The 23,529-nt window shown below is 70.7% G+C and carries 25 protein-coding genes; 7 read left to right on the forward strand and 18 right to left on the reverse strand.

What is annotated here, in order from left to right:
- Positions 1-407 precede the first annotated feature (407 nt).
- From rimI to PY257_RS05225, 3 genes are read right to left on the reverse strand one after another with little or no spacing between them, the layout of a single operon-like run.
- Positions 408-875 carry a ribosomal protein S18-alanine N-acetyltransferase gene (rimI, locus tag PY257_RS05215; RefSeq protein WP_275739584.1) on the reverse strand — a complete coding sequence of 156 codons (468 nt, stop codon included), beginning with the start codon at positions 873-875 and terminating at the stop codon, positions 408-410.
- Positions 876-887: 12 nt separating this feature from the next.
- Positions 888-1,589, reverse strand: a complete 702-nt coding sequence (tsaB, locus tag PY257_RS05220; protein ID WP_275739585.1) for a tRNA (adenosine(37)-N6)-threonylcarbamoyltransferase complex dimerization subunit type 1 TsaB — start codon at positions 1,587-1,589, stop codon at positions 888-890.
- Entirely contained in the window at positions 1,586-2,008 is a 423-nt protein-coding gene (locus tag PY257_RS05225) for a hypothetical protein (RefSeq protein WP_275739587.1), read from the reverse strand. Before PY257_RS05225 ends, tsaB begins: the two co-directional genes overlap by 4 nt.
- 180 nt (positions 2,009-2,188) lie before the next feature.
- Between PY257_RS05225 and dacB the strand changes: the two genes are divergently transcribed.
- The 3 genes from dacB to PY257_RS05240 all read left to right on the forward strand — a co-directional run bounded on the left by dacB (position 2,189) and on the right by PY257_RS05240 (position 5,108).
- Positions 2,189-3,625 carry a D-alanyl-D-alanine carboxypeptidase/D-alanyl-D-alanine endopeptidase gene (dacB, locus tag PY257_RS05230; RefSeq protein WP_275739589.1) on the forward strand — a complete coding sequence of 479 codons (1,437 nt, stop codon included), beginning with the start codon at positions 2,189-2,191 and terminating at the stop codon, positions 3,623-3,625.
- 82 nt (positions 3,626-3,707) lie between these two features.
- A complete protein-coding gene (locus PY257_RS05235) occupies positions 3,708-3,902 on the forward strand; it encodes a type III secretion system chaperone family protein (RefSeq protein ID WP_275739591.1) in 195 nt (64 codons plus the stop codon).
- A 57-nt stretch (positions 3,903-3,959) separates the two neighbouring features.
- On the forward strand, positions 3,960-5,108 hold the full coding sequence (locus PY257_RS05240) for an SGNH/GDSL hydrolase family protein (protein ID WP_275739594.1): 1,149 nt from the start codon (positions 3,960-3,962) through the stop codon (positions 5,106-5,108).
- A 65-nt stretch (positions 5,109-5,173) separates the two neighbouring features.
- Here PY257_RS05240 and PY257_RS05245 read toward each other — a convergent pair whose 3' ends face one another.
- The 4 genes from PY257_RS05245 to purE are packed head-to-tail and all read right to left on the reverse strand — an operon-like array spanning position 5,174 to position 8,876.
- A complete protein-coding gene (locus PY257_RS05245) occupies positions 5,174-6,133 on the reverse strand; it encodes an SGNH/GDSL hydrolase family protein (RefSeq protein ID WP_275739596.1) in 960 nt (319 codons plus the stop codon).
- Positions 6,134-6,181: 48 nt separating this feature from the next.
- Positions 6,182-7,174: an L-threonylcarbamoyladenylate synthase gene (locus tag PY257_RS05250; RefSeq protein ID WP_275739598.1), complete on the reverse strand. Its 993-nt coding sequence runs from the start codon at positions 7,172-7,174 to the stop codon at positions 6,182-6,184.
- A gap of 2 nt (positions 7,175-7,176) precedes the next feature.
- Positions 7,177-8,385: a 5-(carboxyamino)imidazole ribonucleotide synthase gene (locus PY257_RS05255; protein WP_275739600.1), complete on the reverse strand. Its 1,209-nt coding sequence runs from the start codon at positions 8,383-8,385 to the stop codon at positions 7,177-7,179.
- Positions 8,382-8,876 carry a 5-(carboxyamino)imidazole ribonucleotide mutase gene (gene purE / locus PY257_RS05260; RefSeq protein ID WP_275739602.1) on the reverse strand — a complete coding sequence of 165 codons (495 nt, stop codon included), beginning with the start codon at positions 8,874-8,876 and terminating at the stop codon, positions 8,382-8,384. Before purE ends, PY257_RS05255 begins: the two co-directional genes overlap by 4 nt.
- A gap of 59 nt (positions 8,877-8,935) precedes the next feature.
- Between purE and trxA the strand changes: the two genes are divergently transcribed.
- Complete coding sequence (trxA, locus tag PY257_RS05265) at positions 8,936-9,832, forward strand: thioredoxin (protein ID WP_275739604.1); 897 nt, start codon at positions 8,936-8,938, stop codon at positions 9,830-9,832.
- A gap of 74 nt (positions 9,833-9,906) precedes the next feature.
- Here the strand turns inward: trxA and PY257_RS05270 are convergent, their stop codons facing one another.
- From PY257_RS05270 to PY257_RS05285, 4 genes are all read right to left on the reverse strand, one after another.
- Positions 9,907-10,815: a phosphoribosylaminoimidazolesuccinocarboxamide synthase gene (locus PY257_RS05270; RefSeq protein WP_275739606.1), complete on the reverse strand. Its 909-nt coding sequence runs from the start codon at positions 10,813-10,815 to the stop codon at positions 9,907-9,909.
- A gap of 90 nt (positions 10,816-10,905) precedes the next feature.
- Positions 10,906-11,970: a class II fructose-bisphosphate aldolase gene (gene fba / locus PY257_RS05275; RefSeq protein WP_275739608.1), complete on the reverse strand. Its 1,065-nt coding sequence runs from the start codon at positions 11,968-11,970 to the stop codon at positions 10,906-10,908.
- Between the two features lie 77 nt (positions 11,971-12,047).
- On the reverse strand, positions 12,048-13,388 hold the full coding sequence (locus PY257_RS05280; protein ID WP_275739611.1) for a sensor histidine kinase: 1,341 nt from the start codon (positions 13,386-13,388) through the stop codon (positions 12,048-12,050).
- Positions 13,385-14,068, reverse strand: coding sequence for a response regulator transcription factor (locus PY257_RS05285; RefSeq protein ID WP_275739613.1), 684 nt, complete (start codon positions 14,066-14,068; stop codon positions 13,385-13,387). The genes PY257_RS05280 and PY257_RS05285 overlap by 4 nt, the downstream gene beginning before the upstream one ends.
- Before the next feature lie 426 nt (positions 14,069-14,494).
- On the opposite strand from PY257_RS05285, the gene PY257_RS05290 reads away from it, so the two are divergent.
- Both PY257_RS05290 and PY257_RS05295 read left to right on the forward strand, forming a co-directional pair.
- Complete coding sequence (locus PY257_RS05290) at positions 14,495-15,103, forward strand: phosphatase PAP2 family protein (protein ID WP_275739671.1); 609 nt, start codon at positions 14,495-14,497, stop codon at positions 15,101-15,103.
- 100 nt (positions 15,104-15,203) lie between these two features.
- Complete coding sequence (locus PY257_RS05295; RefSeq protein ID WP_275739615.1) at positions 15,204-15,773, forward strand: phosphatase PAP2 family protein; 570 nt, start codon at positions 15,204-15,206, stop codon at positions 15,771-15,773.
- A 10-nt stretch (positions 15,774-15,783) separates the two neighbouring features.
- On the opposite strand, the gene pyk is transcribed toward PY257_RS05295, so the two are convergent.
- Positions 15,784-17,226 carry a pyruvate kinase gene (gene pyk, locus PY257_RS05300; RefSeq protein WP_275739617.1) on the reverse strand — a complete coding sequence of 481 codons (1,443 nt, stop codon included), beginning with the start codon at positions 17,224-17,226 and terminating at the stop codon, positions 15,784-15,786.
- A 370-nt stretch (positions 17,227-17,596) separates the two neighbouring features.
- Between pyk and PY257_RS05305 the strand changes: the two genes are divergently transcribed.
- Positions 17,597-18,769: a fatty acid desaturase gene (locus PY257_RS05305; RefSeq protein WP_419095658.1), complete on the forward strand. Its 1,173-nt coding sequence runs from the start codon at positions 17,597-17,599 to the stop codon at positions 18,767-18,769.
- 231 nt (positions 18,770-19,000) lie between these two features.
- Here the strand turns inward: PY257_RS05305 and PY257_RS05310 are convergent, their stop codons facing one another.
- The 6 genes from PY257_RS05310 to def form a co-directional block, all read right to left on the reverse strand.
- Complete coding sequence (locus PY257_RS05310; RefSeq protein WP_275739622.1) at positions 19,001-20,197, reverse strand: phosphoglycerate kinase; 1,197 nt, start codon at positions 20,195-20,197, stop codon at positions 19,001-19,003.
- Positions 20,198-20,268: 71 nt separating this feature from the next.
- The gene (locus PY257_RS05315) at positions 20,269-20,598 is read right to left on the reverse strand and encodes an AzlD domain-containing protein (protein WP_275739624.1); all 330 of its coding nucleotides are present in this window, start codon (positions 20,596-20,598) and stop codon (positions 20,269-20,271) included.
- Positions 20,598-21,341, reverse strand: coding sequence for an AzlC family ABC transporter permease (locus tag PY257_RS05320; RefSeq protein WP_275739626.1), 744 nt, complete (start codon positions 21,339-21,341; stop codon positions 20,598-20,600). Before PY257_RS05320 ends, PY257_RS05315 begins: the two co-directional genes overlap by 1 nt.
- Positions 21,338-22,306, reverse strand: coding sequence for a methionyl-tRNA formyltransferase (gene fmt / locus PY257_RS05325; protein WP_275739627.1), 969 nt, complete (start codon positions 22,304-22,306; stop codon positions 21,338-21,340). The genes PY257_RS05320 and fmt overlap by 4 nt, the downstream gene beginning before the upstream one ends.
- 43 nt (positions 22,307-22,349) lie before the next feature.
- A complete protein-coding gene (locus PY257_RS05330) occupies positions 22,350-22,859 on the reverse strand; it encodes a hypothetical protein (RefSeq protein ID WP_275739629.1) in 510 nt (169 codons plus the stop codon).
- Positions 22,856-23,365: a peptide deformylase gene (gene def, locus PY257_RS05335; RefSeq protein ID WP_275739632.1), complete on the reverse strand. Its 510-nt coding sequence runs from the start codon at positions 23,363-23,365 to the stop codon at positions 22,856-22,858. The genes PY257_RS05330 and def overlap by 4 nt, the downstream gene beginning before the upstream one ends.
- Positions 23,366-23,529 lie beyond the last annotated feature (164 nt).

Here is a 23,529-nt window from a genome sequence, read left to right on the forward strand (position 1 = left end):
GTGGCCGCGCTGCGGCGGCAGGAGGCGCGGCGCGCGCCGGCGGCGCCACGGCGGGCTCCGCAGCCGCGACCGGCGGTACGGGCGCATCGGGCCACCAGACGGTGATGCCCATTTCTTCCAGCATGGCGCGCTGGCGGCGATCCAGGTCGAGGCTCATCAGCGGGCGTTCATCCTGGAAACGGCAGTTGGATGCGCCTGCCAGTGCCGTGATCGGGGTGCCAGGCAAGACCGGGCGACGCGGCGGGCTTGGTGCCCGCAAGGAGGAGCAACGCCGCATGGCGCGCCGAGCGCGGTGCTGGCAGGTGCATGGCGCTCTCACCCACGCGGTGAACCCCATCGAAGCCGGCAACGCTCGATTTCCTGCGGCCTGGCAAGGGATGCAAAGCGGTCAACTGCTGTTTCCAGGTTCATAGGCGCAGGCTCATGACGATGGCGTCCTCGCGCTCGTCCGCATGGGCGGGGTAGTAGCGGCGGCGCTCGCCCACGCTGCGGAAGCCGTACAGCACATAGACGTGCTGCGCGCGCAGGTTGCTCTTGCGCACTTCGAGCCAGAGCCACTGCGCGTCCTGGCCGCGCGACCACAGGGCCAGCGCGTCGAGCATCACGCGCGCCCAGCCCTGGCGCTGGAAGGCCGGGGCGACGGTGATGTTGAGCAGGTGCACCTCGTCCACGCCCTTCATGGCGACGAAGTAGCCGAGCAGCGTGTCGCCGGCCATCAGCGCCTGCGCCTCGTAGCCGGCGGCCAGCGAGTCGCGGAAGTTGCCGCGCGACCAGGGGTGGGTGTAGGCCTGCAGTTCCACCGCGACCACGGCGTCGAGCAGCGGCTCGGCCAGGGGCTCGAACCGGGCTTCGACGGTGGTGGGCAGGGCGCTCATGGGAAGAAGGCATCAGGGGTGGCCGGCCAGGGCCGCGCGTTCGGCTTCGCGCTCTGCCGTGGTCTTGGCGACTTTATCGCGAATGTAGCGCGGCAGCGCGGCGGCGGCGGCCACGGCCTTGCCGGCGGCGAGCAGCGCGGGCGCCAGGCGCAGCAGGGCATCCGCCGTGGGCAGCGCGTCCACATGCGCGGCGCCGGGGGCCAGGCGCTCGCCATACGCGGCGCGGGCGTTGCCGGCCACGGTCCAGCCCGGCGGCACCGGCAGCGCCTCGGGGGCGCAGAGGGCGAAGTCGGCATCGCACCGCCACAGGCCGGTGCCGGCATTCCAGGCGCAGGCGGCGGCATAGACCTCGCCCATGCGCGCATCCAGTACGGCCACCACGCGGTCGCAGCCATGGCGCGCGCGGGCGTCCTCGGCCACGGCCAGCAGCGTGTCGACCGGCAGCACCGGCACCCCGGCCCCGAAGGCCAGGCCCTGCGCCACCGAACAGGCCGTGCGCAGCCCCGTGAACGAGCCCGGCCCGCGCCCGAACACCACCGCGTCGAGCGCGGCGAAACCCAGCAGCCCCGCCTGTGCCATGAGCGCGCGCGCCGTGGGAATCAGCGTGGCCGATGCCTGCGCCCCGCCCGCGCCGCTGTGCCGCCACGCCTGCGCGCCGTGCTGCACGGCGACGGACAGCGCCTCGGTGCTGGTGTCGAATGCCAGCAGCTTCATGGCCGCCCCCCGCAGGCCACCGCCGAGCCGCAGCCCTGGAACAGCAGGCCGAAGGCAATCTCGCCCGTCGGCGCCGTACCCGGGTGCATGGGCGCGATGCCCAGGCCCGTGAGCAGCGCGAACGCTGGCACGTAGGTGGCGCAGGCGAAGGCCGTGACGGCGATGGTGACGCGCACTGCGTCCACCGCGTGGCGGCGCGCCAGCACGCTGTAGGCAGCCCGGGTGCGGGCGGCCACCATGAATGGCAGCCCGCCGAAGGTGCCCAGCAGCGCGGTCTGCCCCAGCGGCAGCGGCGATATGCCGCCCAGGCTGCTGACGATGCGTCTGCCGGCGGCGCGCGCGATGACGGTGAAGGACGACCAGATGGCGACCATGACGACGGCTGACTGCAGGCCGACGGTGCGGGAGGAGAGGCGCATCGCCCTGATTATCGGCGGAGCGGGTTTTCATCGCCGGGACTGGCCGCCCCAAGATGGAAAACGGCCCCCTCGGGGGCAGCAGCGACCCGCGCAGCGGCGAAGCGTGGGTCAATTTTTCATATGGCGGGGCGTGCGATGCCTGCGCCCGGCGCGCATCCGGAGCGCATAGACTCCCAGTCCATGCCCTGCCCTCGCCTGTCGCGCCGCCTGGCGCTGGCGGCCACGCTTGCCGCCGCCCTGCCCTTCGCCACCACATTCACGGCCCGCGCGCAGGGCGCGGCGCTGCCGCCCGAGGTGGACGCCGCCCTGGCGCGCGCCCGCGTGCCGCGCGAGGCCGTCTCGATACTGGTCGTGGAGGCGCAGGCGCGCACGCCGCGGCTGGCCTGGCGCGCGCAGGTGCCGATGAACCCGGCCTCGGTCATGAAGCTGGCCACCACCTACGCGGGGCTGGACCTGCTGGGGCCGGCCTATGCCTGGAACACCAGCGTGTACCTCGACGGCCCGGTGCAGGGCGGCGTGCTGCAGGGCAACGCCTACATCCAGGGCCGCGGCGACCCCAAGCTCGTGGTGGAGCGGCTCTGGCTGCTGCTGCGCCGCCTGCAGGGCCAGGGCGTGCAGGCCATCGCGGGCGACATCGTGCTCGACCGCAGCGCCTTCGCCCTGCCGCCCGCCGACCCCGCGGGCTTCGACGGCGAGCCGCTCAGGCCCTACAACGCCGCGCCCGACGCGCTGCTGGTCAACTACAAGTCCATCGTCATGACCTTCGTGCCCGATCCGGCAGCGGGCAGCGCGCGCGTGGTGTCGGAGCCGCCGCTGGCGGGCGTGCAGATGCCGGCCACGGTGGCGCTGGCCGCACCGGGCGCCGAATGTGGCGACTGGCGCGGCGCGCTGAAGGCCGATTTTTCCGCCGCCACGCGCGTGGCGTTCGACGGCGTGTACCCCGCCGCCTGCGGCGAGCGGGCCTGGCCCGTGGCCTATGCCGACCCCGGCGCCTATGCCGCGCGCGCCATCGAGGGCATGTGGCGCGAGATCGGCGGCAGGCTCGCCGGGCGCGTGCGCGATGGGCGCGTGCCCGAAGGGCTGCCGCCCGCGTTCGGCATGGCGTCGCCTGCGCTGGCGGAGGTGATCCGCGACATCAACAAGTACAGCAACAACGTGATGGCGCAGCAGCTCTTCCTGACGCTGAGCCTGCAGCGCAACGGCACCGGCACGCCCGAGGGCTCGCGCGAGGTGCTGCGCCAGTGGTGGCGCGAGCGCTTCGGCGAGGCCGACATGCCTGTGTTCGACAACGGCGCAGGACTGAGCCGCGACGGACGCATCAGCGCCCAGGCCCTGGCGCGCATGCTGCAGGCAGCCTGGCAGTCGCCGCTGATGCCGGAGCTGGCCTCGTCGCTGCCGATCTCGGGCGTGGACGGCACGCTGCGCCGCAGCCAGACGCGCTTCGTCGGCGCGGCGCACCTGAAGACCGGCAGCCTGCGCGACGTGGCCGCGGTGGCCGGCTACGTGCATGCACCGAGCGGGCGGCGCTACATCCTGGTGGCGTTCGCCAACCACGCCAACGCGGGCGCGCTGCGCCCGGCCTTCGACGCGCTGGTGGACTGGACGGCGCGGGAATAGCGAATCTCAGTATTTCCCCGCTGGACCGCGCTAATGATCCTGGAAACGGCAGTTGACCGCTTCGTATCCCTTGCCAGGCCGCATGAAATCGAGCGTTCACGGCTTCGATGGGGTTCACCTCATGGGTGAGAGCGCCATGCACCTGCCAGCACCGCGCTCGGGGCGCCATGCGGCGTTGCTCCTCCTTGCGGGTAGTAAGCCCGCCGCGTCGCCCGGTCTTGCCTGGCACCCCGATCACGGCACCGGCAGGCGCATCCAACTGCCGTTTCCAGGATGATCCCCCTATGCGCCGCAAAAAAGAACGGACGTTTGATTTTTTAACCAGGAGCAACGCATGGGCCACCCCCGTTTCACCACCACCACCTGGGCCGCGCTGGGCGCGGCCGCCTTCCTGGCCGCGTGCGGCGGCGACGGGGCCGACACCACGCCGCAGGCCTCCGTTTCCATCGTCAAGGTCATGGGCGACAGCTTGGCCGACAGCGGCACCTTCGGCTTCAAGGCCACGGTACAGGGCAGCGCGCCCACGGGCACGGGCTCCACGCCGATCTGGCCCGAGCGCGTGGCCGCGAGCTACGGCAAGACGCTGTGCCCGTACTACGTGTCCACGGGCAGCACCTTCGACAAGGCCGCAACCTGCACCAACTACGCGGTGGCCGGCGGGCGCATCAACTACGCCAGCGCGCCCACCTCGCCCCTCTCCATCACGCAGCAGATGTCCGATGCCGGGGCCAACGGCTTCACGGCACAGGACCTGGTGCTGGTGGACGGCGGCGGCAACGACGCCGCCGACCTGATCGGCGCCTACCTGAATGCCGACAGCGACGGCGCGGCCACCTACGGCGCGCTGCTCAAGAGCCTGCTGCCCGCGGCCACCGTGGATGCAGCCTTCGCAGGCGGCGCCACGGGCATGGCGACCGTGGGCGGCGCCTACATGCAGGCGCTGGCCGCCCAGTTCAGCGGCGCCATCAGCGCCAACGTGCTGGGCAAGGGCGCCACGCGCGTGGCCGTGCTGAACATGCCGGGCGTATACAACACGCCGCGCCTGCAGATGGTGCTGGCCAGCATCAAGGCCAGCGCGGGCGACGCGGCGGCGGCACAGGTGCTGGCGCTGTCCAGGGGCTGGGTGGAGGCGTTCAACACCCGGCTGGCGGCGGACTTCGCCGGCAACGCCAAGGTCGTGGTGGTGGACTTCTACACCGACCTCAACGACCAGGTGGCCAACCCGTCGCAGTTCGGCCTGAGCAACTCCACCACGCCGGTCTGTCCGGTCACGGGCATGGGCGGCGACGGCCTGCCGACCTACAGCTTCCCGGCCTGCAGCGCCGCCGCGCTGTCGGCCATGGCGCCGCCTGCGGGCGCGGCCGGCGGCGCCGACTGGTGGAAAAGCTACGCTTTCTCCGACAGCTTCCACCCCACGCCCTACGGCCACCAGTTGATGGGCCAGATGGTGTCGCGCTCGCTGTCGGCCGCCGGCTGGCTCTGAGACACCCCGACGTGTTCGCGGTCGCGGCCGGCTACCGCTTCTGACGCGGCGGCTGCGCGCTCAACTCACCACTGCGTGCGCAGCCGGTCGTAGGCCCAGTCGCCGAACTGGCGGTGCGCCGCGGGGGTGGGGTAGATCTTGTCGGCGTACACGTACTTGGAATAGTCGGTCACGCCGGGCAGCAGCGTGCTGGCGTTGCAAAGCGCCGAGTTGACCTCGCCCGCACCGATGCCGATGCCGTTGCCGGGGTCCACCGAGGTGCACACCGGCGTCTCCGAGGTGTCGAACGCATACGAGCCCGGCGAGCCGGTCATCAGGTTGAAGTAGTAGGCGCTGTCCACGTAGAACACGTTCTTGCCCATGCCCACCACGGAAATCAGGAATGCGTTGTTGAACTCGAGTGAAGCGTTGGTCAGCAGGGAACGCTTGTCGATGGCCGTGCCCCAGGGCGTGCGGCCCAGGTCGATGGAGCCGACCACAAACACATGCTGGGCACCCGCGGCAACCAGCCGCTGCGCCTGCGCGCCCAGGTCGCGCCCGGCCTGCTTCAGGTTGGCGAGCATCTGGTCGCTGGTCTCGGTGCCGGCGTTGACCGCCGCCATCTCGGCGACGACGTCGGCCACGCCGCCGTTCAGCACCACCAGGTCGGAGTCGCCGAACACGCCGCCCGCGGCCCGGAAGGCATCGATCTGCTCGGCCATGGTCAGCGTGGCGGCGTTGCCCGCCGCGTCGGGCTTGGCGGCGATGCGCGCATTGCCGCGCGCATAACCCGTGCCGCCCGCCGAGGCTGCGGTGAGCGTCAGGTCGTAGCGGCCAGCGAGCTGCGCCGTCCAGACGTTGAGGGAAGCGTCGTTGACCGTGTAGCGCGACCCGTTTTGCCCCACGTCAGCCATGCCGTCGCCGAAGACGATGATGCGCGACGGGGAAAGCGCCGACTCGATGGTGCTCGAACCGCATGCCGCGAGCAACGCCGCCGATGCGCATGCAGCGGCCAGGAAACCGCGCCGCAACCAATTAACTGCCATGGGGTTTTCTCCAGAAAAGCGGGGGGTAGTTTAACGAGGGTGGTGCCGTCATGCCGCCGCCGCCGCGCGGCGCAGGCGGTCGCGCACGCCTTCCCACGCGGACGTGTCGGGCGGCGTCTCGATCCAGATCAGCTTCACGCCCTGCGCGTCGAACGCGCGCAGGGCGGCGAACAACTGCTGCGCGGCGGCCTCGGCATCGTCGGGCATGCGGCGCATCACCACGCGCGGCGAACGAGTGCGCAGCACGGCGCGGGCATACACCGCGATGTTGGCCGCATCGGCGCCCAGCACGTCGAGCGCCGTCTGCAGCGCGCGCGCGTCCATCAGCCGCACCTGCGCCGTGGGCGCGTAGTGCGCGGCCAGCGTGCCGGACGCACGCGGGTCGGGCGCCTGCAGCTCTTCGCGCGAGCGCAGGCGCTGGCCGCAGGCGGACTCGACCTGCTCGCGCGTGATGGCCCCGGGGCGCAGCAGCACGGGCGCGCCGCGCGTGCAGTCGACGATGGTGGACTCGATGCCCACGGCGCAGGCGCCGCCGTCGAGCACCAGCAGGTCGTCGCCGAATTCGCCCTGCACGTGCAGGGCGGCGGTAGGGCTCACGCGCCCGAAGCGGTTGGCGCTGGGCGCCGCCAGGCCGGCGATGCCCGCCGCGGCGCAGGCACGCAGCACGGCCTGCGCCACGGGGTGGGACGGGCAGCGCAGGCCCACGGAATCCTGCCCACCCGCGGCGGCCTCGGCCACGCCGGCGCGGCGCGGCAGGATCAGCGTGAGTGGGCCGGGCCAGAATGCGGCGGCCAGCGCCTGGGCGAAGGCCGGCACAGCGTGCGCGAAGCGCGCGATACCCGCAGGCTCGGCCACGTGGACGATGAGCGGGTGGTCGCTGGGCCGGCCCTTGGCGGCGAAGATGCGGGCCACGGCCTGGGCGTTGTCGGCGTCCGCCGCCAGGCCGTAGACGGTCTCGGTGGGCAGGCCCAGCAGTTCGCCCGCGCGCAGCGCGCGCACGGCGGCGTCGATGGAGGCGGGCAGGCTGCCGTCGAGCACCATGGTCAGAACGGCGCGACGCCGAGCAGCGCCGCCGCGCGCAGCGCCGTCGCGCGCGCCTGGGCCTGCGTGGCGGCAGTGAGGGTCAGGTGGCCCATCTTGCGCCCGCGCTTGGCGTCGCGCTTGCCGTACAGGTGCAGGTGGGCGCCGGGCAGGGCCAGCACCTGGTCCCAGGGCGGCGTGGCGGGCGCGCCGCCACCTTGCGCAAACCACAGGTCGCCCAGCAGGTTGAGCATGACCGCCGGGCTGTGCTGGCGCGGCTGCGTGAGCGGCAGGCCCGCCATGGCGCGCACCTGCAGCTCGAACTGCGACACGTCGCAGGCATCGATGCTGTAGTGGCCGCTGTTGTGCGGGCGCGGCGCCATCTCGTTGACGACCAGCGCACCGTCCTCCAGCATGAAGAACTCGACGCAGAGCACGCCCACGTAGCGCAGGCCGTTTGCTATCGATTTCGCAGCTACAACCGCTTGTTCCATAAGCGCTGGAGGCATATTTTGTTCAAAGACCTCGGTCGCCGCGAGGATGCCGTCGCGGTGCAGGTTGCGCTGCGGCGGCAGGTGCACCAGCGCGCCGTCGGCGCCGCGCGCGACGATGACCGAGCATTCGCCGGCGAGTGGCAGCATTTTTTCGAGCACGCAGGGCACGCGGCCCAGGCGCTCCCAGGCGGCGGCCAGCTCGGCGGGCGTGGCCACGCGTGCCTGGCCCTTGCCGTCGTAGCCGAGGCGGGATGTCTTCAGGATGCCCGGAAACAGCCCCGCCCCCCCGCCAGCCCCTTCGTGTGCTGCGCTCGGCGGCGCCACCAGGGCGGCCAGGGCCTCGATGGTTTCTATTTCGGCATACGGCGCGCAGGGCACGCCGCAGGCGACGAAGTGCGCCTTCTCGCGCGCGCGGTCCTGCGCGATGGCGACCGCATCGGCGCCCGGCGCCACGGGCAGGCGCGCGGCCAGGTCGGCGAGCGCGGCGGCGGGCACGTTCTCGAACTCGGTCGTCACTGCGTCGCACAGCCCGGCCAGCCGGTCGAGGGCGCCGGGGTCGAGGTAGTCGGCCTCGATGTGGTGATGGCTCACGCGGCCCGCGGGGCTGTCCGGGTCGGGGTCGAGCACCGCGGTGAAGTAGCCCATGCGCTGCGCCGCATGGACGAACATGCGCCCCAGTTGCCCGCCGCCGAGCACGCCGAGCACGGCCTGGCCGCCGGGAAGGATCGGAGCGTTCATGCCGCAGGCGGCAAGGCCATGCCGCGTGCGAGTTCCGTCTGCTGGGTACGGAAGGTTTCGAGCTGCGTGCGCAGCCGGGCATCGTCGGCGGCCAGCATGGCCACGGCGAACAGCGCCGCGTTGGCCGCGCCCGCCGCGCCGATGGCGAAGGTGGCCACCGGCACGCCCCTGGGCATCTGCACGATGCTGTAGAGTGAATCCAGCCCCTGCAGGTGGCGGCTGGCCACGGGCACGCCGAGCACCGGCACCACCGTCTTGGCCGCCAGCATGCCCGGCAGGTGCGCCGCCCCGCCCGCACCGGCGATGATGGCTTTCAGCCCCCGGCCTGCAGCGGCCTCGGCGTAGGCGAACATGTCGTCGGGCATGCGGTGTGCCGACACCACCCGTGCCTCGTGGGGGACGCCGAATTGCTGGAGAATCTGCACTGCATGCTGCATGGTGTCCCAGTCGCTGCTGGACCCCATGACCACGCCGATGTGGATGGATGACATAGTGTGGGCTGTTCAGTTGACAGCTTTGAATTTTACTTTTTGCCCCTCAGGGTGTTTGCATGATCGACGTCACCATAGAAAACTTTGAAGCCGAGGTGGTCGCCGCCTCGATGACCCAGCCCGTGCTGCTCGACTTCTGGGCGCCGTGGTGCGGGCCGTGCAAGACGCTCGGGCCCATCCTCGAAAAGCTCGAAACCGCCTACGAAGGCCGCTTCAAGCTCGTGAAGATCGACTCCGACCAGGAGCAGCAACTCGCGGGCGCGTTCGGCATCCGCAGCATCCCGACCTGCATCCTCATGATGGGTGGCCAGCCGGTGGACGGCTTCATGGGCGCACTGCCCGAAAGCCAGGTGCGCGCCTTCCTCGACAAGCACGTGCCCAGCGCCGAGGAAACCCAGGCCCAGGCCGAGGATGAGCAGGCGCAGCAGGCCCTGGCCGAGGGCGATACCGAAGGTGCGCTGGAGAAGCTGCAGCACGCCCTCGCCACCGATCCCGCCAACGACGGCGCGCGCTTCGACTACGTGAAGCTGCTGCTGCAGGAGGGCCGCGTGGACGACGCCAAGGTGGCCTTCGCCCCGGTGATCGCCAAGGCGCCGGCGGTGCGCCGCTTCGACGCACTCCAGCGCTGGATGGACGCCATCGACTTCGCCGATGCGCACCCCGACGTGGGCGAGTTCGACGCCCGCATCGCCGCGGCCAAGCGCGACTTCGACGCGCGCTTCGGCCGCGCCCAGGTGCTGCTGGCCCGGCAGCGCTGGACCGACGCGATGGACGAACTGCTGGAGATCCTCATGCGCGATCGCGCCTGGAACGACGAGGCCGCGCGCAAGACCTACATCGCCATCCTGGAGATCATCGAGCCGCCCAAGCCCGCGGTGGCCGAGGGCCAGATTCCGCCCGACGACCCGCTGGTGGCAAGCTACCGGCGCCGGCTCAGCTCGATCATCCTGAGCTGATGCGCGCAGCCGTTTGCTACTGAATCAGTAGCTACCTGCGCCCGTATCTACTGCGCTGGAGGCCGATTTGATGCTCAGGCCGTGAGGCGCTCCAGCGCTTCTCGGTACTTGGCGGCGGTCTTCTCCACCACCTGCTGCGGCAGGCGCGGCGCCGGCGGGGTCTTGTTCCAGGGCTGGCCGTTGATGCGCACGGCCTCGAGCCAGTCGCGCAGGTACTGCTTGTCGAAGCTCGGCGGGTTCTCGCCCCGGGCGCAGGCGTCGGCATAGCCGTCCGCCGGCCAGTAGCGCGAGCTGTCGGGCGTGAGCACCTCGTCCATCAGCACGAGCTGGCCGCCGGCATCGAGCCCGAACTCGAACTTGGTGTCCGCGATGATCAGGCCCTTGGTCAGCGCGAACGCCGCGGCCTCCTTGTAGAGCGCGATGGCGGTGTCGCGGATCTGCGCGGCGAGCTGCGGGCCCACCATCTCCACCGTGCGCTCGTAAGTGATGTTCTCGTCGTGCGCGCCCATCTCGGCCTTGGCCGCCGGGGTGTAGATGGGCTCGGGCAGCGGGCTGGCGTTCTTCAGCCCCGCGGGCAGCGGCACGCCGCAGACCGACTGGCCCTGCTGGTATTCCTTCCAGCCGCTGCCGGCCAGGTAGCCGCGCACCACGGCCTCGATGGGCACGGGCTTCAGGCGCTGGACCAGCATGGCGCGGCCCTGCACCTGCGGCACCTCGGCGGGCGCGACCACGCTCTCGGGCGCGTCGCCGGTCAGGTGGTTGGGGCAGACGTGGCCCAGGCGCGCGAACCAGAACAGGCTGAGCTGGGTGAGCAGTTCGCCCTTGCCCGGGATGGGCTCGCCCATGATGACGTCGAACGCGCTGATGCGGTCGCTGGCCACCATGAGGATGCGGTCGCTGCCGACGGCGTAGTTGTCGCGCACCTTGCCGCGCGCGAGCAGGGGCAGGGAAGTGAGGGAGGAGGTGTGCAGGGCGTTGCGCATGGCGGGGGGCGGTTCTTCTCTGAAAGCGAAAGCCCGCTGCGTGAGCGGGCCCGTGGGGGGAAAGGGATGGATGGGCCGCCGCTCGGGCGCTCAGCGCACGACCTGGGCCAGCGCGCCGCTGGCGTACTGCGCGGCCACGTCCTGGAGGCTCTGGCCCTTGATCTTGCCGGCCTGGCCTTCGCAGCCGAACTCCAGGTAGCGCTGCTTGCAGATCTGCTTGGCGGCCTCGCGCGCGGGCTTGAGCCACTCGCGGGCGTCGAACTTCTCGGGGTGCTCGGCCAGGAACTTGCGCACCGCGCCGGTCATGGCCAGGCGGATGTCGGTGTCGATGTTGATCTTGCGCACGCCGTGCTGGATGGCCTCCTGGATCTCCTCGACCGGCACGCCGTAGGTTTCCTTCATGGCGCCGCCGTACTGGCGGATGATGGCCAGCAGCTCCTGCGGCACGCTGGAGGAGCCGTGCATCACCAGGTGGGTGTTGGGGATGCGCGCGTGGATCTCCTTGATGCGGTCGATGGCCAGGATGTCGCCCGTGGGCTTGCGCGTGAACTTGTAGGCGCCGTGGCTGGTGCCGATGGCGATGGCCAGCGCGTCGATCTGCGTCTGCTTCACGAAGTCGGCGGCCTGCTCGGTGTCGGTGAGCAATTGCTCGCGCGTCATCGTGCCCTCGGCGCCGTGGCCGTCCTCCTTGTCACCCTTCATGGTTTCGAGCGAGCCCAGCACGCCGAGCTCGCCCTCGACGGTGACGCCGACCTTGTGCGCCATGTCCACCACCTTGCGGGTCACGTCCACGTTGTATTCATAGCTGGCCACCGTCTTGCCGTCGGATTCCAGCGAGCCGTCCATCATCACCGAGCTGAAGCCCAGGTTGATCGCGCCCTGGCACACGTCCGGGCTCTGCCCGTGGTCCTGGTGCATGACCAGCGGGATGGCCGGGTACGCCTCGATGGCAGCCAGGATCAGGTGCTTGATGAAGGGCTCGCCCGCATACTTGCGCGCCCCGGCGCTGGCTTGCAGGATCACCGGCGCGCCCGTTTCCTTGGCGGCCTCCATCACGGCCTGCACCTGCTCCAGGTTGTTGACGTTGAAGGCCGGTATGCCGTAGCCGTTGGCGGCGGCATGGTCGAGCAGTTCACGCATGGAGACGAGTGGCATGGTCTTGTTCCGAGGATGGTTTGAATGGGGCGCAGGCGCGGTCAGCCGACGGCCCGGCGCAGCAGGGCCAATTTTACCTATGCGCGCCCCGCGTCAAAGGCCATGCGGTAGCAGGTGGTAAAGGGCGGCGCGGCGGCGGCGGCGCCGAAGCGCGCGCCGTGCGCCTCGGCCACGCGGGTGACGATCTGGTGGCCCAGGCGCAGGCTGTCGGGGGTTCGCGCGGCGAGGGACGCGGCGGCGCGCAGGCCGTCGTCGCTCACCTGCAGCCACGGCGCGGCGCCCGCCAGGCCCAGCCGCACCTCGATGCGCGTGCCCGGCGGCGTGTGCTTGAGCGCGTTCTCGACCAGGTTGCGCAGCGCCATCTCCAGCAGCAGCGCATGGCCTTGCAGCGCCAGGGCTTCGGGCCCCTCCACGGCCAGGCTGTCGTGCCGCGCCCAGGCGTCCTGGGCGTAGCCGCCGCAGACCTCGCGGGCCAGCGCTGCCAGGTCCACCGGGGCTGCGGCATCGTGCAGCTCGGCCCGGCTGGTGCGTGCCAGCGCCAGCAACTGGCCCAGCACGTGGCCGGCGCGCAGGGCGTCCTGGCCGATGCGCGCGGTGGCCTGCGCGCGCTCGGCCTCCTCCATCGGCCCGGCCAGCGCGCGCGCCTGCAGGGCGATGGACGACAGCGGCGTGCGCAGCTCATGCGCCACCTCGTTGGCCAGGCTGCGCTCGCGCGCCAGCGCGGCCTGCTGGCGGTCGAGCAGGGCGTTGATGGAGGCCACCACGGCGTCGAATTCACGCAGCGGCGAGCGCGCCGGCAGCCGCTGCGCGCGCGCCACGTCGAGCCGCGCCGCGTCCTGCGACAAGGCATACAGCGGCCGCAACCCGCGCTGGATCGCCAGCCCCAGCGCCAGCGCCACCACGGGCAGCAGCCACAGGCCGGGCTCGACCAACTGTTCGGCGATGTCGTTGGCCAGGCCGTCACGCTCTTCCAGGCTGACCAGCACCATGACCTTGCGGTCGCGCCCCACGCCCCACTGCGAGAAGGCGCGCCAGCCGTCGCCCTGCGGGCCCAGGCGCAGGTCGGCGAAGCCCGTTTCGTCGGCGAAGGCCGGCGCGGGAGCGCCGCCGATGCGCCCGAGCAGGCGGCCCTGGGCATCCCACACGAAGGCGCTGAACGACTGCTGGTAGTCGTGGCTGCGCAGCCGCGGCAGATCCACGCGCTGCGTGGCCTGGTCCGGCGCGATGAACTGCGCGGCGTCGAGGTTGAGCAGCAGCGCGGCCACGCCGGCGAGGTGGCCGTCGGTCAGCTCGTCGGCTTCATGCACGCCGGCGCGAAAGCCCAGGAACACGAACCCGCCCCACACCACCAGCAGCGCGCCCAGCGCCCACAGCAGCAGGTGCCGCGTGAGCGTGGGCTGCCCGCCTATGCCTTTCACGCGTCGTCCCGGGGGATGAAATAACCCACGCCGCGCATGGTGTGGATCAGCTCGCTGCCGAGCGTGCGCCGCAGGTGGTGGATGTGCACCTCCACCGCGTTGCTCTCCACCACCGCGTCCCAGCTATAGAGTCGTTCCTCGAGCTGCGAGCGCGACAGCACGCGTGCGCGCGCTTCGAGCAGCACCACCAGCAGCGCGAATGCGCGCGGCGACAGCTTCACCGGCTCGCCGCGCAGGCGCACGGCGCGGGCCGCGGGATCGACCTCGATGTCGCGGTAGCGGATCACCGGCGATGAACGGCCCGCGGCGCGGCGCAGCAAGGCGCGCAGTCGGGCGTCGAGTTCATCCACGTCGAAAGGCTTGACCACGTAGTCGTCGGCACCCTGGTCGAGCCCCGCGATGCGCTGCTCCAACCGGTCGCGCGCCGTCATGATGAGCACCGGCAGGCACGGATCCGGCAGGCCCGGCGGGGCCGCCTGGCGCAGCCGCTGCAGCAGCGTGGCGCCGTCGCCGTCGGGCAGGCCGAGGTCGAGCAGCAGGGCGTCGAAGGCCTCGGCGCGCAGCGCGCCCCAGGCAGCGGCCACGGTGGCGCAGGCATCGACGGCATAGCCGCGCTGCCGCAGATTGGCGCGCAGGCCCTCAGCGATGCCGGGATCGTCTTCGACCACGAGGATTCGCATAGGAGCGCCATTGTGGGGCCACGGACTCCTTTAAGCGCGCGTTAAGGCCGCCTGCCTATCGTCGCGCCCCATGTCCTCGATTCTGCCCGCCGTGCCGCTCGCCGCGCCGGCCCACTCCCGCGCCGCCTCTTTCCAGACCCTTTACCCTGGAAACGGCAGTTGACCGCTTCGTATCCCTTGTCAGGCCGCATGAAATCGAGCGTTGCCGGCTTCGATGGCGTTCACCTCGTGGGTGAGAGCGCCATGCACCTGCCAGCACCGCGCTCGGCGCGCCATGCGGCGTTGCTCATCCTTGCGGGCAGTAGCCCGCCGCGTCGCCCGGTCTTGCCTGGCACGCCGATCACGGCACCGGCAGGCGCATCCAACTGCCGTTTCCAGGTTTACTGGGCCCTCGGCACGCTGGCCGTCGTGCTGGCCTGGGACGCCATGGGCCTGGACCGTGCGCTGGCCCACTGGTTCGGCTCGTCCGCCGGCTTTGCGCTGCGTGACGACTGGTTCTTCGTGCATGTGCTGCACGAGGACGCGCGCCGCTTGGGCTGGCTGCTGGTGCTGGCGCTGTGCCTGGGTGTATGGTGGCCGTTCGGGCCACTGCGCCGCATTGGCCTCGGCGAACGGCAGCAACTGGCCATCGGCATCCTGCTGTCGCTGAGCGTGGTGATGCTGGTCAAGTCGGGCAGCCGCACCAGTTGCCCCTGGGACTTGGCGGAGTTCGGCGGTGCCGCACGCTATGTGTCGCACTGGTCGCTGGGCATACGCGACGGCGGCGGCGGCGGCGGGCGCTGCTTTCCCGCCGGTCATGCCTCGGCGGGCTTCTCGTTCCTGGCGGGCTACTTCGCGTTCCGCCTCCGCGCGCCGCGCATCGCGTACGCGTGGCTGGCCTGCGCGCTGGCTGCGGGCTTCGGCCTGGGCCTGGCGCAGCAGGCGCGCGGCGCCCACTTCATGAGCCACACGCTGTGGACCGGCTGGCTGTGCTGGACCACAGCCTGGGTTTGCAGTCTGGCGGGTGACCGGCTGCGTCGGCGCGCCGGCGGCTGAGGGCCGCCTTTCCCGCACTTGCGCTTTCACATTGCAGCAACATTGCAGCAATCCCGTCATGGGATTCTGTTGCCTTTGATACAAAAAACAAGGAAACCCCATGGGGCCCCTGGATATCGCTCTCTTCCACGCGTTCAATGCCGGCCCCGGCACCCCGGCCTGGCTGCTGGCCCTGGCCCGCTGGGCCAGCGAGACACTGCCGACGCTGGCGGGCGTGGGGCTGGCGCTGGCCCTGGCGCTGCAGCCGCGCAGGAGCTGGCGCGCGGTGCTGCTGTGCGTGGCCGCGCTGCTGGTGGGCTGGTGCCTGGCGCAGGTGGTGCGGGCCTGGGTGCCGATGCCGCGCCCCGGCGCGCTGGGCATCGGCATGCAGTGGATCGCCCATGGAAAGCGCGCGGGCTTTCCGAGCCTGCACGCCACGGGCGCCTTTGCCTTCGCGGCGGCGCTCTGGCTGGCCGGCGCGCGCCGCTGGGCGCTGCCGGCGCTGGCCGTGGCCCTGCTGATCGCCTGGAGCCGCGTGTGCCTGGGCGTGCATTTCCCCTCCGACGTGCTGGCGGGCATGCTCACGGGCACGCTGGCCGCCTGCATCGCCGCCGCCGTCGGCGGCGCGGCCCGCGCGCTGCTGCGCAAACGCGCCATCGCGCCGGCGCCGCAGGAAACGCCGCCGGCCTGAACCGCCCTGGTCAGGCTGCGCGGCAGATCTTGAGCATGTTGGTGCCACCGGGCGCGCCCATGGGCTCGCCGCAGGTGATGGCGTAAACGTCGCCGCTCTGCACGATGTCGCGGCTTTTCAGGTGGCCCTCGGCCTGTTCCAGCGCAGTGTCGCGCTCGGCGCTGCTGTCCATGAGCAGTGGGCGCACGTTGCGGTACAGGGCCATGCGGCGCTGCGTGGTCACGCGCGGGGTGAGTGCGTAGATCGGGATGTGGATGCGGTGGCGGCTCATCCACAGCGCCGTGGAGCCGCTGTCGGTCAGTGCCACGATGGCCTTGGCGCCCAGGTGGTGGGCCGTGAACAGCGCGCCCATGGCGATGCTCTGGTCGATGCTGCCGAAAGACTGGCCGGTGAAGTCGGCGTCTAGCTCCACGTCCTCGGCGGCCTCGGCGGCAGCGCAGATCTTGGCCATCTCCTGTACGGTTTCAAGCGGGTACTTGCCGGCGGCGGTCTCGGCGCTGAGCATCACGGCGTCGGTGCCGTCGAGCACGGCGTTGGCCACGTCGCTGACCTCGGCGCGCGTGGGCACGGGGTTGGCGATCATGCTCTCCATCATCTGCGTGGCAGTGATGACGACCTTGTCGTGCTGGCGCGCCAGGCGGATCATGCGCTTTTGCAGCGCCGGCACGACGGCGTTGCCCACCTCCACGGCGAGGTCGCCGCGCGCCACCATGATGCCGTCGCTGGCCTTGAGGATCTCCTCCAGCCGCGGGATGGCCTCGGCGCGCTCGATCTTGGCGATCAGCCCCGGCCTGTGGCGGTGTCCGGCGGCGGCCACGTTGCAGAGCTGGCGCGCCATCTCCATGTCGGTGGCGTTCTTCGGGAAGCTCACGGCCACGTAGTCGGCCTGGAAGCCCATGGCGGTCTTGATGTCCTCCATGTCCTTGGCCGTGAGGGCGGGCGCGGTCAGGCCGCCGCCCTGCTTGTTGATGCCCTTGTTGTTGGACAGCTCGCCGCCGAGCTTCACGGTGGTGACGACCTGCTCGCCGAGCACCGCGTCGACGCTCAGCACGATCAGCCCGTCGTTGAGCAGCAGCAGGTCGCCGAGCTTCACGTCGCGCGGCAGTTCCTTGTAGTCCAGCCCCACGCCCTGCAGGTCGCCGGGCTCGGTGCGCGAGGCATCGAGGACGAAGCGCGTGCCGGGCTCCAGCATCACGCGCCCTTCGGCAAACCTGCCGACGCGGATCTTGGGGCCCTGCAGGTCGGCCATGATGGCCACCTCGCGGCCCGCGCGCTGCGCGGCCTCGCGCACCAGGGCGGCGCGGCCTATGTGGTCCTGCGCCGTGCCGTGGCTGAAGTTGAGCCGCACCACGTTGACGCCGGCGCGAATCATCGCTTCGAGCAGGGCCGGCTCGCTGGAAGCCGGGCCCAGGGTGGCGACAATCTTGGTGGCGCGGTGCTGCGGAGTGGTCATGGCGTGTCTCCTGCCTGTAACTTGGTTTCCGATTCTCACATGGCCCCGGCAGCGGCAGTTACATGCGGACGACAGCCGGCGTACCGCCGCCCGGCGGGCTGAAGTGAAACACTCCCCCAGGCTTGCCCACTGCGTGTGGCCGCCAACCCCCTCGCCGGGGGCGATACCGGCGGCCCGGCAAAGCCGGTTGCGCGGTATCCCTGGCATTGGGCTGCGCCGGTTTCATGCGCTGCGGGTGGTGCGCGAGCGCCTTGGGGCCACTGACATCTTTCCGCCATATGACCTCATGTATGCTACGGCCCGCCAATAAACGCCAGGGCTTTGATTCCGGTCAGACCCCCGGGCACCGCAGCGCCTTAGCATGCGCTGCATGTGCGGCGTTGCCATACGCCTCTCCCGTTTTCGAATGAACTGGACCTTGAACTCCATGACTTCCGCCTCCGCGCCCGAGACTCTGCCCCAGCCCCTCTCGCCCGAGGAACCGCTGCCGCACCGCAAGGTGATCCGCTCTTGGCTGATCCCGATCTCGCAGCGCACGACGCTGCGCGCGTTCGTGCTGCTGGCCTTCGACTGGGCGCTGTTCATCGCGCTCATCGCGGGCACGATGCTGCTCGACGCGCTGTGGGCGCGGATCCTGTGCTCGCTGGCCGCGGGCTTCGTGATCGGGCGACTGTTCATCATCGGCCACGACGCCTGCCATCAGAGCCTGACACCGCATCGGCGCCTGAACAAGTGGCTGGGCCGTATCGCCTTCCTGCCCTCGCTCACGGCCTACAGCCTGTGGGACATGGGTCACAACGTGGTGCACCACGGCTTCACCAACCTCAAGGGCGTGGATTTTGTCTGGGCGCCGCTGACGCAGACCGAGTTCGAGCAGCTCTCGCCCGTGCGCCGCGCGTTCGAGCGCCTCTACCGCAGCGGCTGGGGACCGGGTGCGTACTACGCCATCGAGATCTGGTGGAAGAAGATGATGTTCCCGCGCCGCGCCCAGATGGGCAGCACCTACCGCCCGGTCTTCACCAAGGACTGCGCGCTGGTCACCGGCTTCGCCGCGCTGTGGATCGCCGCCATCGTGGCCGTCGCGCTGGCGGCGGGCACGTCGGTATGGCTCACGCTGCTGCTCGGCTTCGCCGTGCCCATGCTGTTCTGGTTCAACATGATGGGCTTCGTGATCTACGGCCACCACACGCACGTCAAGGTGCAGTGGCACGACGAGCGCGCAGCCTGGCAGCGCGCGCAGCCATTCGTGTCGACCACAGTGCACCTGACCTTCCCGCTGCAGATCGGCGCGCTGATCCACCACATCATGGAGCACACCGCGCACCACGTGGACATGAGCATCCCGCTCTACAAACTCAAGGAAGCGCAGAAGGTGCTGGAGCACCTGCTGCCCGAGCGCATCATCATCCAGCGCTTCTCGTGGAAGTGGTACTTCGACACGGCGCGCGCCTGCAAGCTCTATGACTTCACGCGCCAGTGCTGGACCGACTTCAAGGGCTGCGCCACCAGCACGCCGCATCGCCTGCAAGCGCAGGCGGCCTGAGCCCCGCGCGCGCAAGCGCCTCGTCCAACAGCGGGCTTCGGCCCGCTTTTTTTATGCCAAATCGGCCTCCAGCGCTTTATTTACCTGCGGTGGCAGCTACTTTTTCAATAGCAAATCAGCACGCGGTCATTGCCCCAGATGCGCTGCGATGGCATGCCGCAACGGTGGTGCCGCCAAGCATCGAACACTGCACCAGGCCCTTCGCAGCCGCCCGCGTTGATGCGCGTCAGGCTACCCCGCCGCGCGCTTTTCGAGAATTTCGAGCGCCGGCAGGGTCTTGCCCTCCAGCACTTCGAGGAAGGCGCCGCCGCCCGTGGAGATGTAGCCCACGTCGCGCCCGATGCCGTACTTGGCGATGGCTGCCAGCGTGTCGCCGCCGCCGGCGATGGAGAACGCCGGGCTTTCGGCGATGGCGCGCGCGATCGTCTCGGTGCCGTGCGAGAACGGCTCGAACTCGAACACGCCCACGGGACCGTTCCAGACGATGGTGCCGGCGGCCTTGAGCCGGCTGGCCAGCAGCGCGGCGGTCTGCGGGCCGATGTCGAGGATCAGGTCGTCCGCCGCCACGTCGGCGGCGGCCTTGGTGGTGGCCGGCGCGTCGGCGGCGAAGGTCTTGGCCGTCACCACGTCCACGGGGATCGGCACCGCCGCGCCGCGCGCGGCCATGGCGTCGATCACGGCACGGGCCTCGGCCACGAGGTCGGGCTCGGCCAGCGACTTGCCGATCGGCAGCCCCGCGGCCAGCATGAATGTGTTGGCGATGCCGCCGCCCACCACCAGTTCGTCGACCTTTTCGGCCAGGCTCTTGAGGATGGTGAGCTTGGTGCTGACCTTGCTGCCCGCGACGATGGCCACCAGCGGGCGCTTCGGAGCGCGCAGCGCCTTGGTGATCGCGTCGATCTCGGCGGCCAGCAGCGGGCCGGCGCAGGCCACCTTGGCGTACCGGGCGATGCCGTAGGTCGTGCCCTCGGCGCGGTGGGCGGTGCCGAAGGCGTCGTTGACGTAGATGTCGCACAGCGCGGCCATCTTCTGCGCGAGTGCGGGGTCGTTCTTCTTCTCGCCCTTGTTCACGCGGCAGTTTTCCAGCAGCACGATCTGGCCGGGCTGGACCTGCACGCCTCGTTCCACCCAGTCCGCCACCAGCGGCACCGGGCGGCCCAGCAGTTCGGACAGGCGTGCGGCCACGGGCGCGAGCGAATCCTCGGGCCGGCGCACGCCTTCGGTCGGGCGGCCCAGGTGCGAGGTGACCATGACCGCCGCGCCGGCATCGAGCGCCATGCGGATGCAAGGCACCGAGGCGCGGATGCGCGTGTCCTCGGAAATATGGCCCGCGTCATCGAAAGGCACGTTGAGATCGGCGCGGATGAAAACGCGCTGGCCGGAAGCCTTGCCCTGCGCGGCGAGGTCGGAAAAACGGAGGACATTCATGGGGCGGACGGTGTTCGTTGAAGCGGGAATCGCCCGGCATTGTAGAAAAGCCGTGGCGCAGCAAGCCGCCGCTACCAGCCCAGCCCCAGGTGCAGCGGCAGGTAGACCGCCATGCCCGCGACGATGGTGCCGAGGATGCCCCGGCGCCAGAAGTAGTACGCCATGGCCGCAGCCACCGCGGGCAGGCGGGCATCGGCCAGCGTGGCGATGAGCGCGCCGTTGCGCATCACCACCTCGGGCGCCAGCACGGCGCCCAGGGCCGCCAGCGGCGCGTAGCGCAGCCCGCGGCGCAGCCATTCGGGCAGTGGCAGTTCGCGCTCGGGCAGCATGAAGAAGCTGCGCGTGAGCACGGTGATGACCGTCAGTCCCAGCACCGTCACGACGACCTCCCACGTTTCCATCAGGATGCCCCCATGCGGCGGTGCAGCGCAAAGGCGGCCTCCATCACCAGCCCCACGGCCACCGCGGCGGCGATGGCCACGAGGATGTTGAGCTTGAGCGGCAGCGCGAACGCCGCGATGGCCGCCAGCCCCGACACGCCCGCCGCCACCCAACTGATACGGTCGCTCAGCATGGAGCACAGCACGCCCAGCAGCGCCAGCACGCCCGCGAAGCCCAGGCCCCAGCGCTGCGGGATGGCGTTGGCGAACAGCATGCCGGCGATGGACAGGCCCTGCCAGGCCACCCAGTTGATCGTGCTGGCGCCCCAGAAATACGGCAGCTGCTCGGGACTGTGCTTCAGGTCGGGGTAGCGCCGGGTGAACAGCACGAAGGTCACGTCGCCGCTCACGTAGCCCAGCAGGCAGCGGTAGGCGCGGTGGAAATGCCCGAAGTAGCTGCGCCACATGGCGCTGAAGATCACGAAGCGCAGGTTGACGCAGCTCGCGGTGAGCCAGACCACCCAGACCGGCGAGCCGGCGATGATGAGGGGCAGCACGGCCAACTGCGCGCTGCCCGCGTACACCAGCAGCGACATGAAGATGGCCAGCGGCACCGGCATCCCGCTCTTGGTCATCGCCACGCCGGTGACCAGCCCCCAGGCACCGATGCCCACGGCCATGCCGGCCATGTCACGCATGCCGCGCACGAATTCCGGGTGGCGCACGATGTCGCGCAGCGGCGGCGGGCTGGCGTGCCGCGTCATGGCGCCGCCCCGAGCCGCAGGCCCGGCGCGAGGGCGAAGCCGCGCAGGAAATCCACCGCCGGCAGCCGCTTGCCGCCCGCGCGCTGCAGCGTCGTGGCCCGCAGCACGCCCTGGCCGCACTGCACGCGCACGCCCTGCGCGTGCGCCGCCAGCACGGTGCCGGGCGCGGGCTGCGCGCCCGGCGGCTGCGCCTCGGCCACGCCGGCCCAGAACTTCACCGCCTCGCCGCCCGCATGCGCGGTGGCGCCCGGGAACGGGTCGAAGGCCCGGATGCGCCGCGCGATGGTGGCGGCGTCCTGCCGCCAGTCGATCTCGGCCTCGGCCTTGTCGATCTTGTGCGCGTAGGTCACGCCCTCGGCGGGCTGCGGTACCGGATGCAGGCCACCACGGGCCGCCAGTTCCAGCGCCTCGACGATCAGCCGCCCGCCGAGCGCGGCGAGCCTGTCGTGCAGCGTGGCCGTGGTGTCGTCCGCCGCGATGGGCAGGCGCTGCGCCAGCAGCATGTCGCCGGTATCGAGGCCGGCATCCATCCGCATGATGGTGACGCCGGTCTCGGCGTCGCCGGCCTCGATGGCGCGGTGGATGGGCGCGGCGCCGCGCCAGCGCGGCAGCAGGCTGGCGTGGATGTTCAAACAGCCGTGGCGCGGCATGTCCAGCACCCACTGCGGCAGGATGAGCCCGTAGGCGGCGACGACCATCACGTCCGCATCCGCGGCGGCGATCTTCGCCTGCGCGTGCGCCGCATCATCGGGATACCTGCCGTCGAGCCGCAGGCTGCGCGGCTGGGCGACGGGCATGCCGTGGTCCAGCGCGAAGCGCTTGACGGCGGAGGCTTGCAGCTTCATCCCGCGCCCCGCGGGCCGGTCGGGCTGGGTCAGCACGAGCGATACCGCATGGCCCGCGGCATGCAGTTGCCGCAGCGCCGCGCTGGCGAACTCCGGCGTGCCGGCGAAGATGACTTTCATGGTTGCAAAAAGGCAGGACCGGGCGCCGCCGGTCTTCAGGTTCTCAACCGTCGCTGTCCCGGTCGGAGCGAATGAACTCGTCGGTGAACTGGATGAGGCGTACCGTGCCGCCGCGGTCGATGTGGATATGAATGAAGCGGCTTTCGTTGAAATCGAAGAAGCGGTAGGTATAAATGTCGCCGTCGAACATGGCGACATGCTCGATCATGACAGGCGGGCCCAGCAGCAGGCGCACGTCCTCTAGCGTCCATAGGCCGGGCTGGATCTGGGCCAGGCGCGCGGGCGTGAGCGGCTGCTCCACGCGCCGCAGCCGGCCCGCGCTGTCGAAATCCAGGTTGTAGACGGCATGGCCGGCGGGCAGCTCGGAGTACTGCAGCCGTTCGCCACCGTCGGGCAAGGCGTAGGTGGCGGTGGGCTTGCCAAGCCTTTGCAGCACGTCGGCGCGCAGGGCGCCCGGCTGCTCGCTCCCCGGCAGAGCCGCACAGGCGGCCAGCAGCGCCGCCGCCAGGAGCAGGCCGCAGCGGCGCAGGATAGCGGTCCGTGTCCGGCTCATGCGCGCTCCTCCCGCAGTTGCTTGAGCATCTTGGTCTTGATGCGCTTGCGCTTGAGCGGCGAGAGGTATTCGACGAACACCTTGCCCAGCAAGTGGTCCATCTCGTGCTGGATGCAGACCGCCAGCAGCCCTTCGGCCTCGATGGTGCGTGGCAGGCCCTCGGCGTCGAGCGCGCTCACGTGCACGGCCACCGAGCGCTCCACGCCGTCGTAGATGCCGGGCACGGACAGGCAGCCCTCGTCGCCCACCTGCTTTTCCTCGCTGGCCCAGGTGATCTCGGGGTTGATGAGCACGATGGGCGCGTTGCGCTCCTCGGACACGTCGATGACGATGAGGCGCTCGTGCACATCGCCCTGCGTGGCCGCCAGGCCGATGCCGTTGGCGTCGTACATGGTTTCCAGCATGTCGGCGACGAGCGTGCGGATGCGCGCGTCCACCGCCTGCACGGGCTTGGCCACCGTGTGGAGGCGGGGATCGGGATAGCGGAGAATCGAAAGAAGTGCCATGGTCGTGGAACGGGCAATGTCGCTATTTTCGCTACTTTTCGCCGGGCCGCCGGGCGGCGTGGGCAATATTCGTTGCCGAATCAAGGGCTTGAGCGCAAAATCTGACATCGTTTGTAAGGACTCTGCCGGGACTGCGGCATGCGCGGCCACCGGTATCACAACAC

Source organism: Curvibacter soli, assembly GCF_029211125.1.
GTDB classification, from domain to species: domain Bacteria; phylum Pseudomonadota; class Gammaproteobacteria; order Burkholderiales; family Burkholderiaceae_C; genus Curvibacter_A; species Curvibacter_A soli.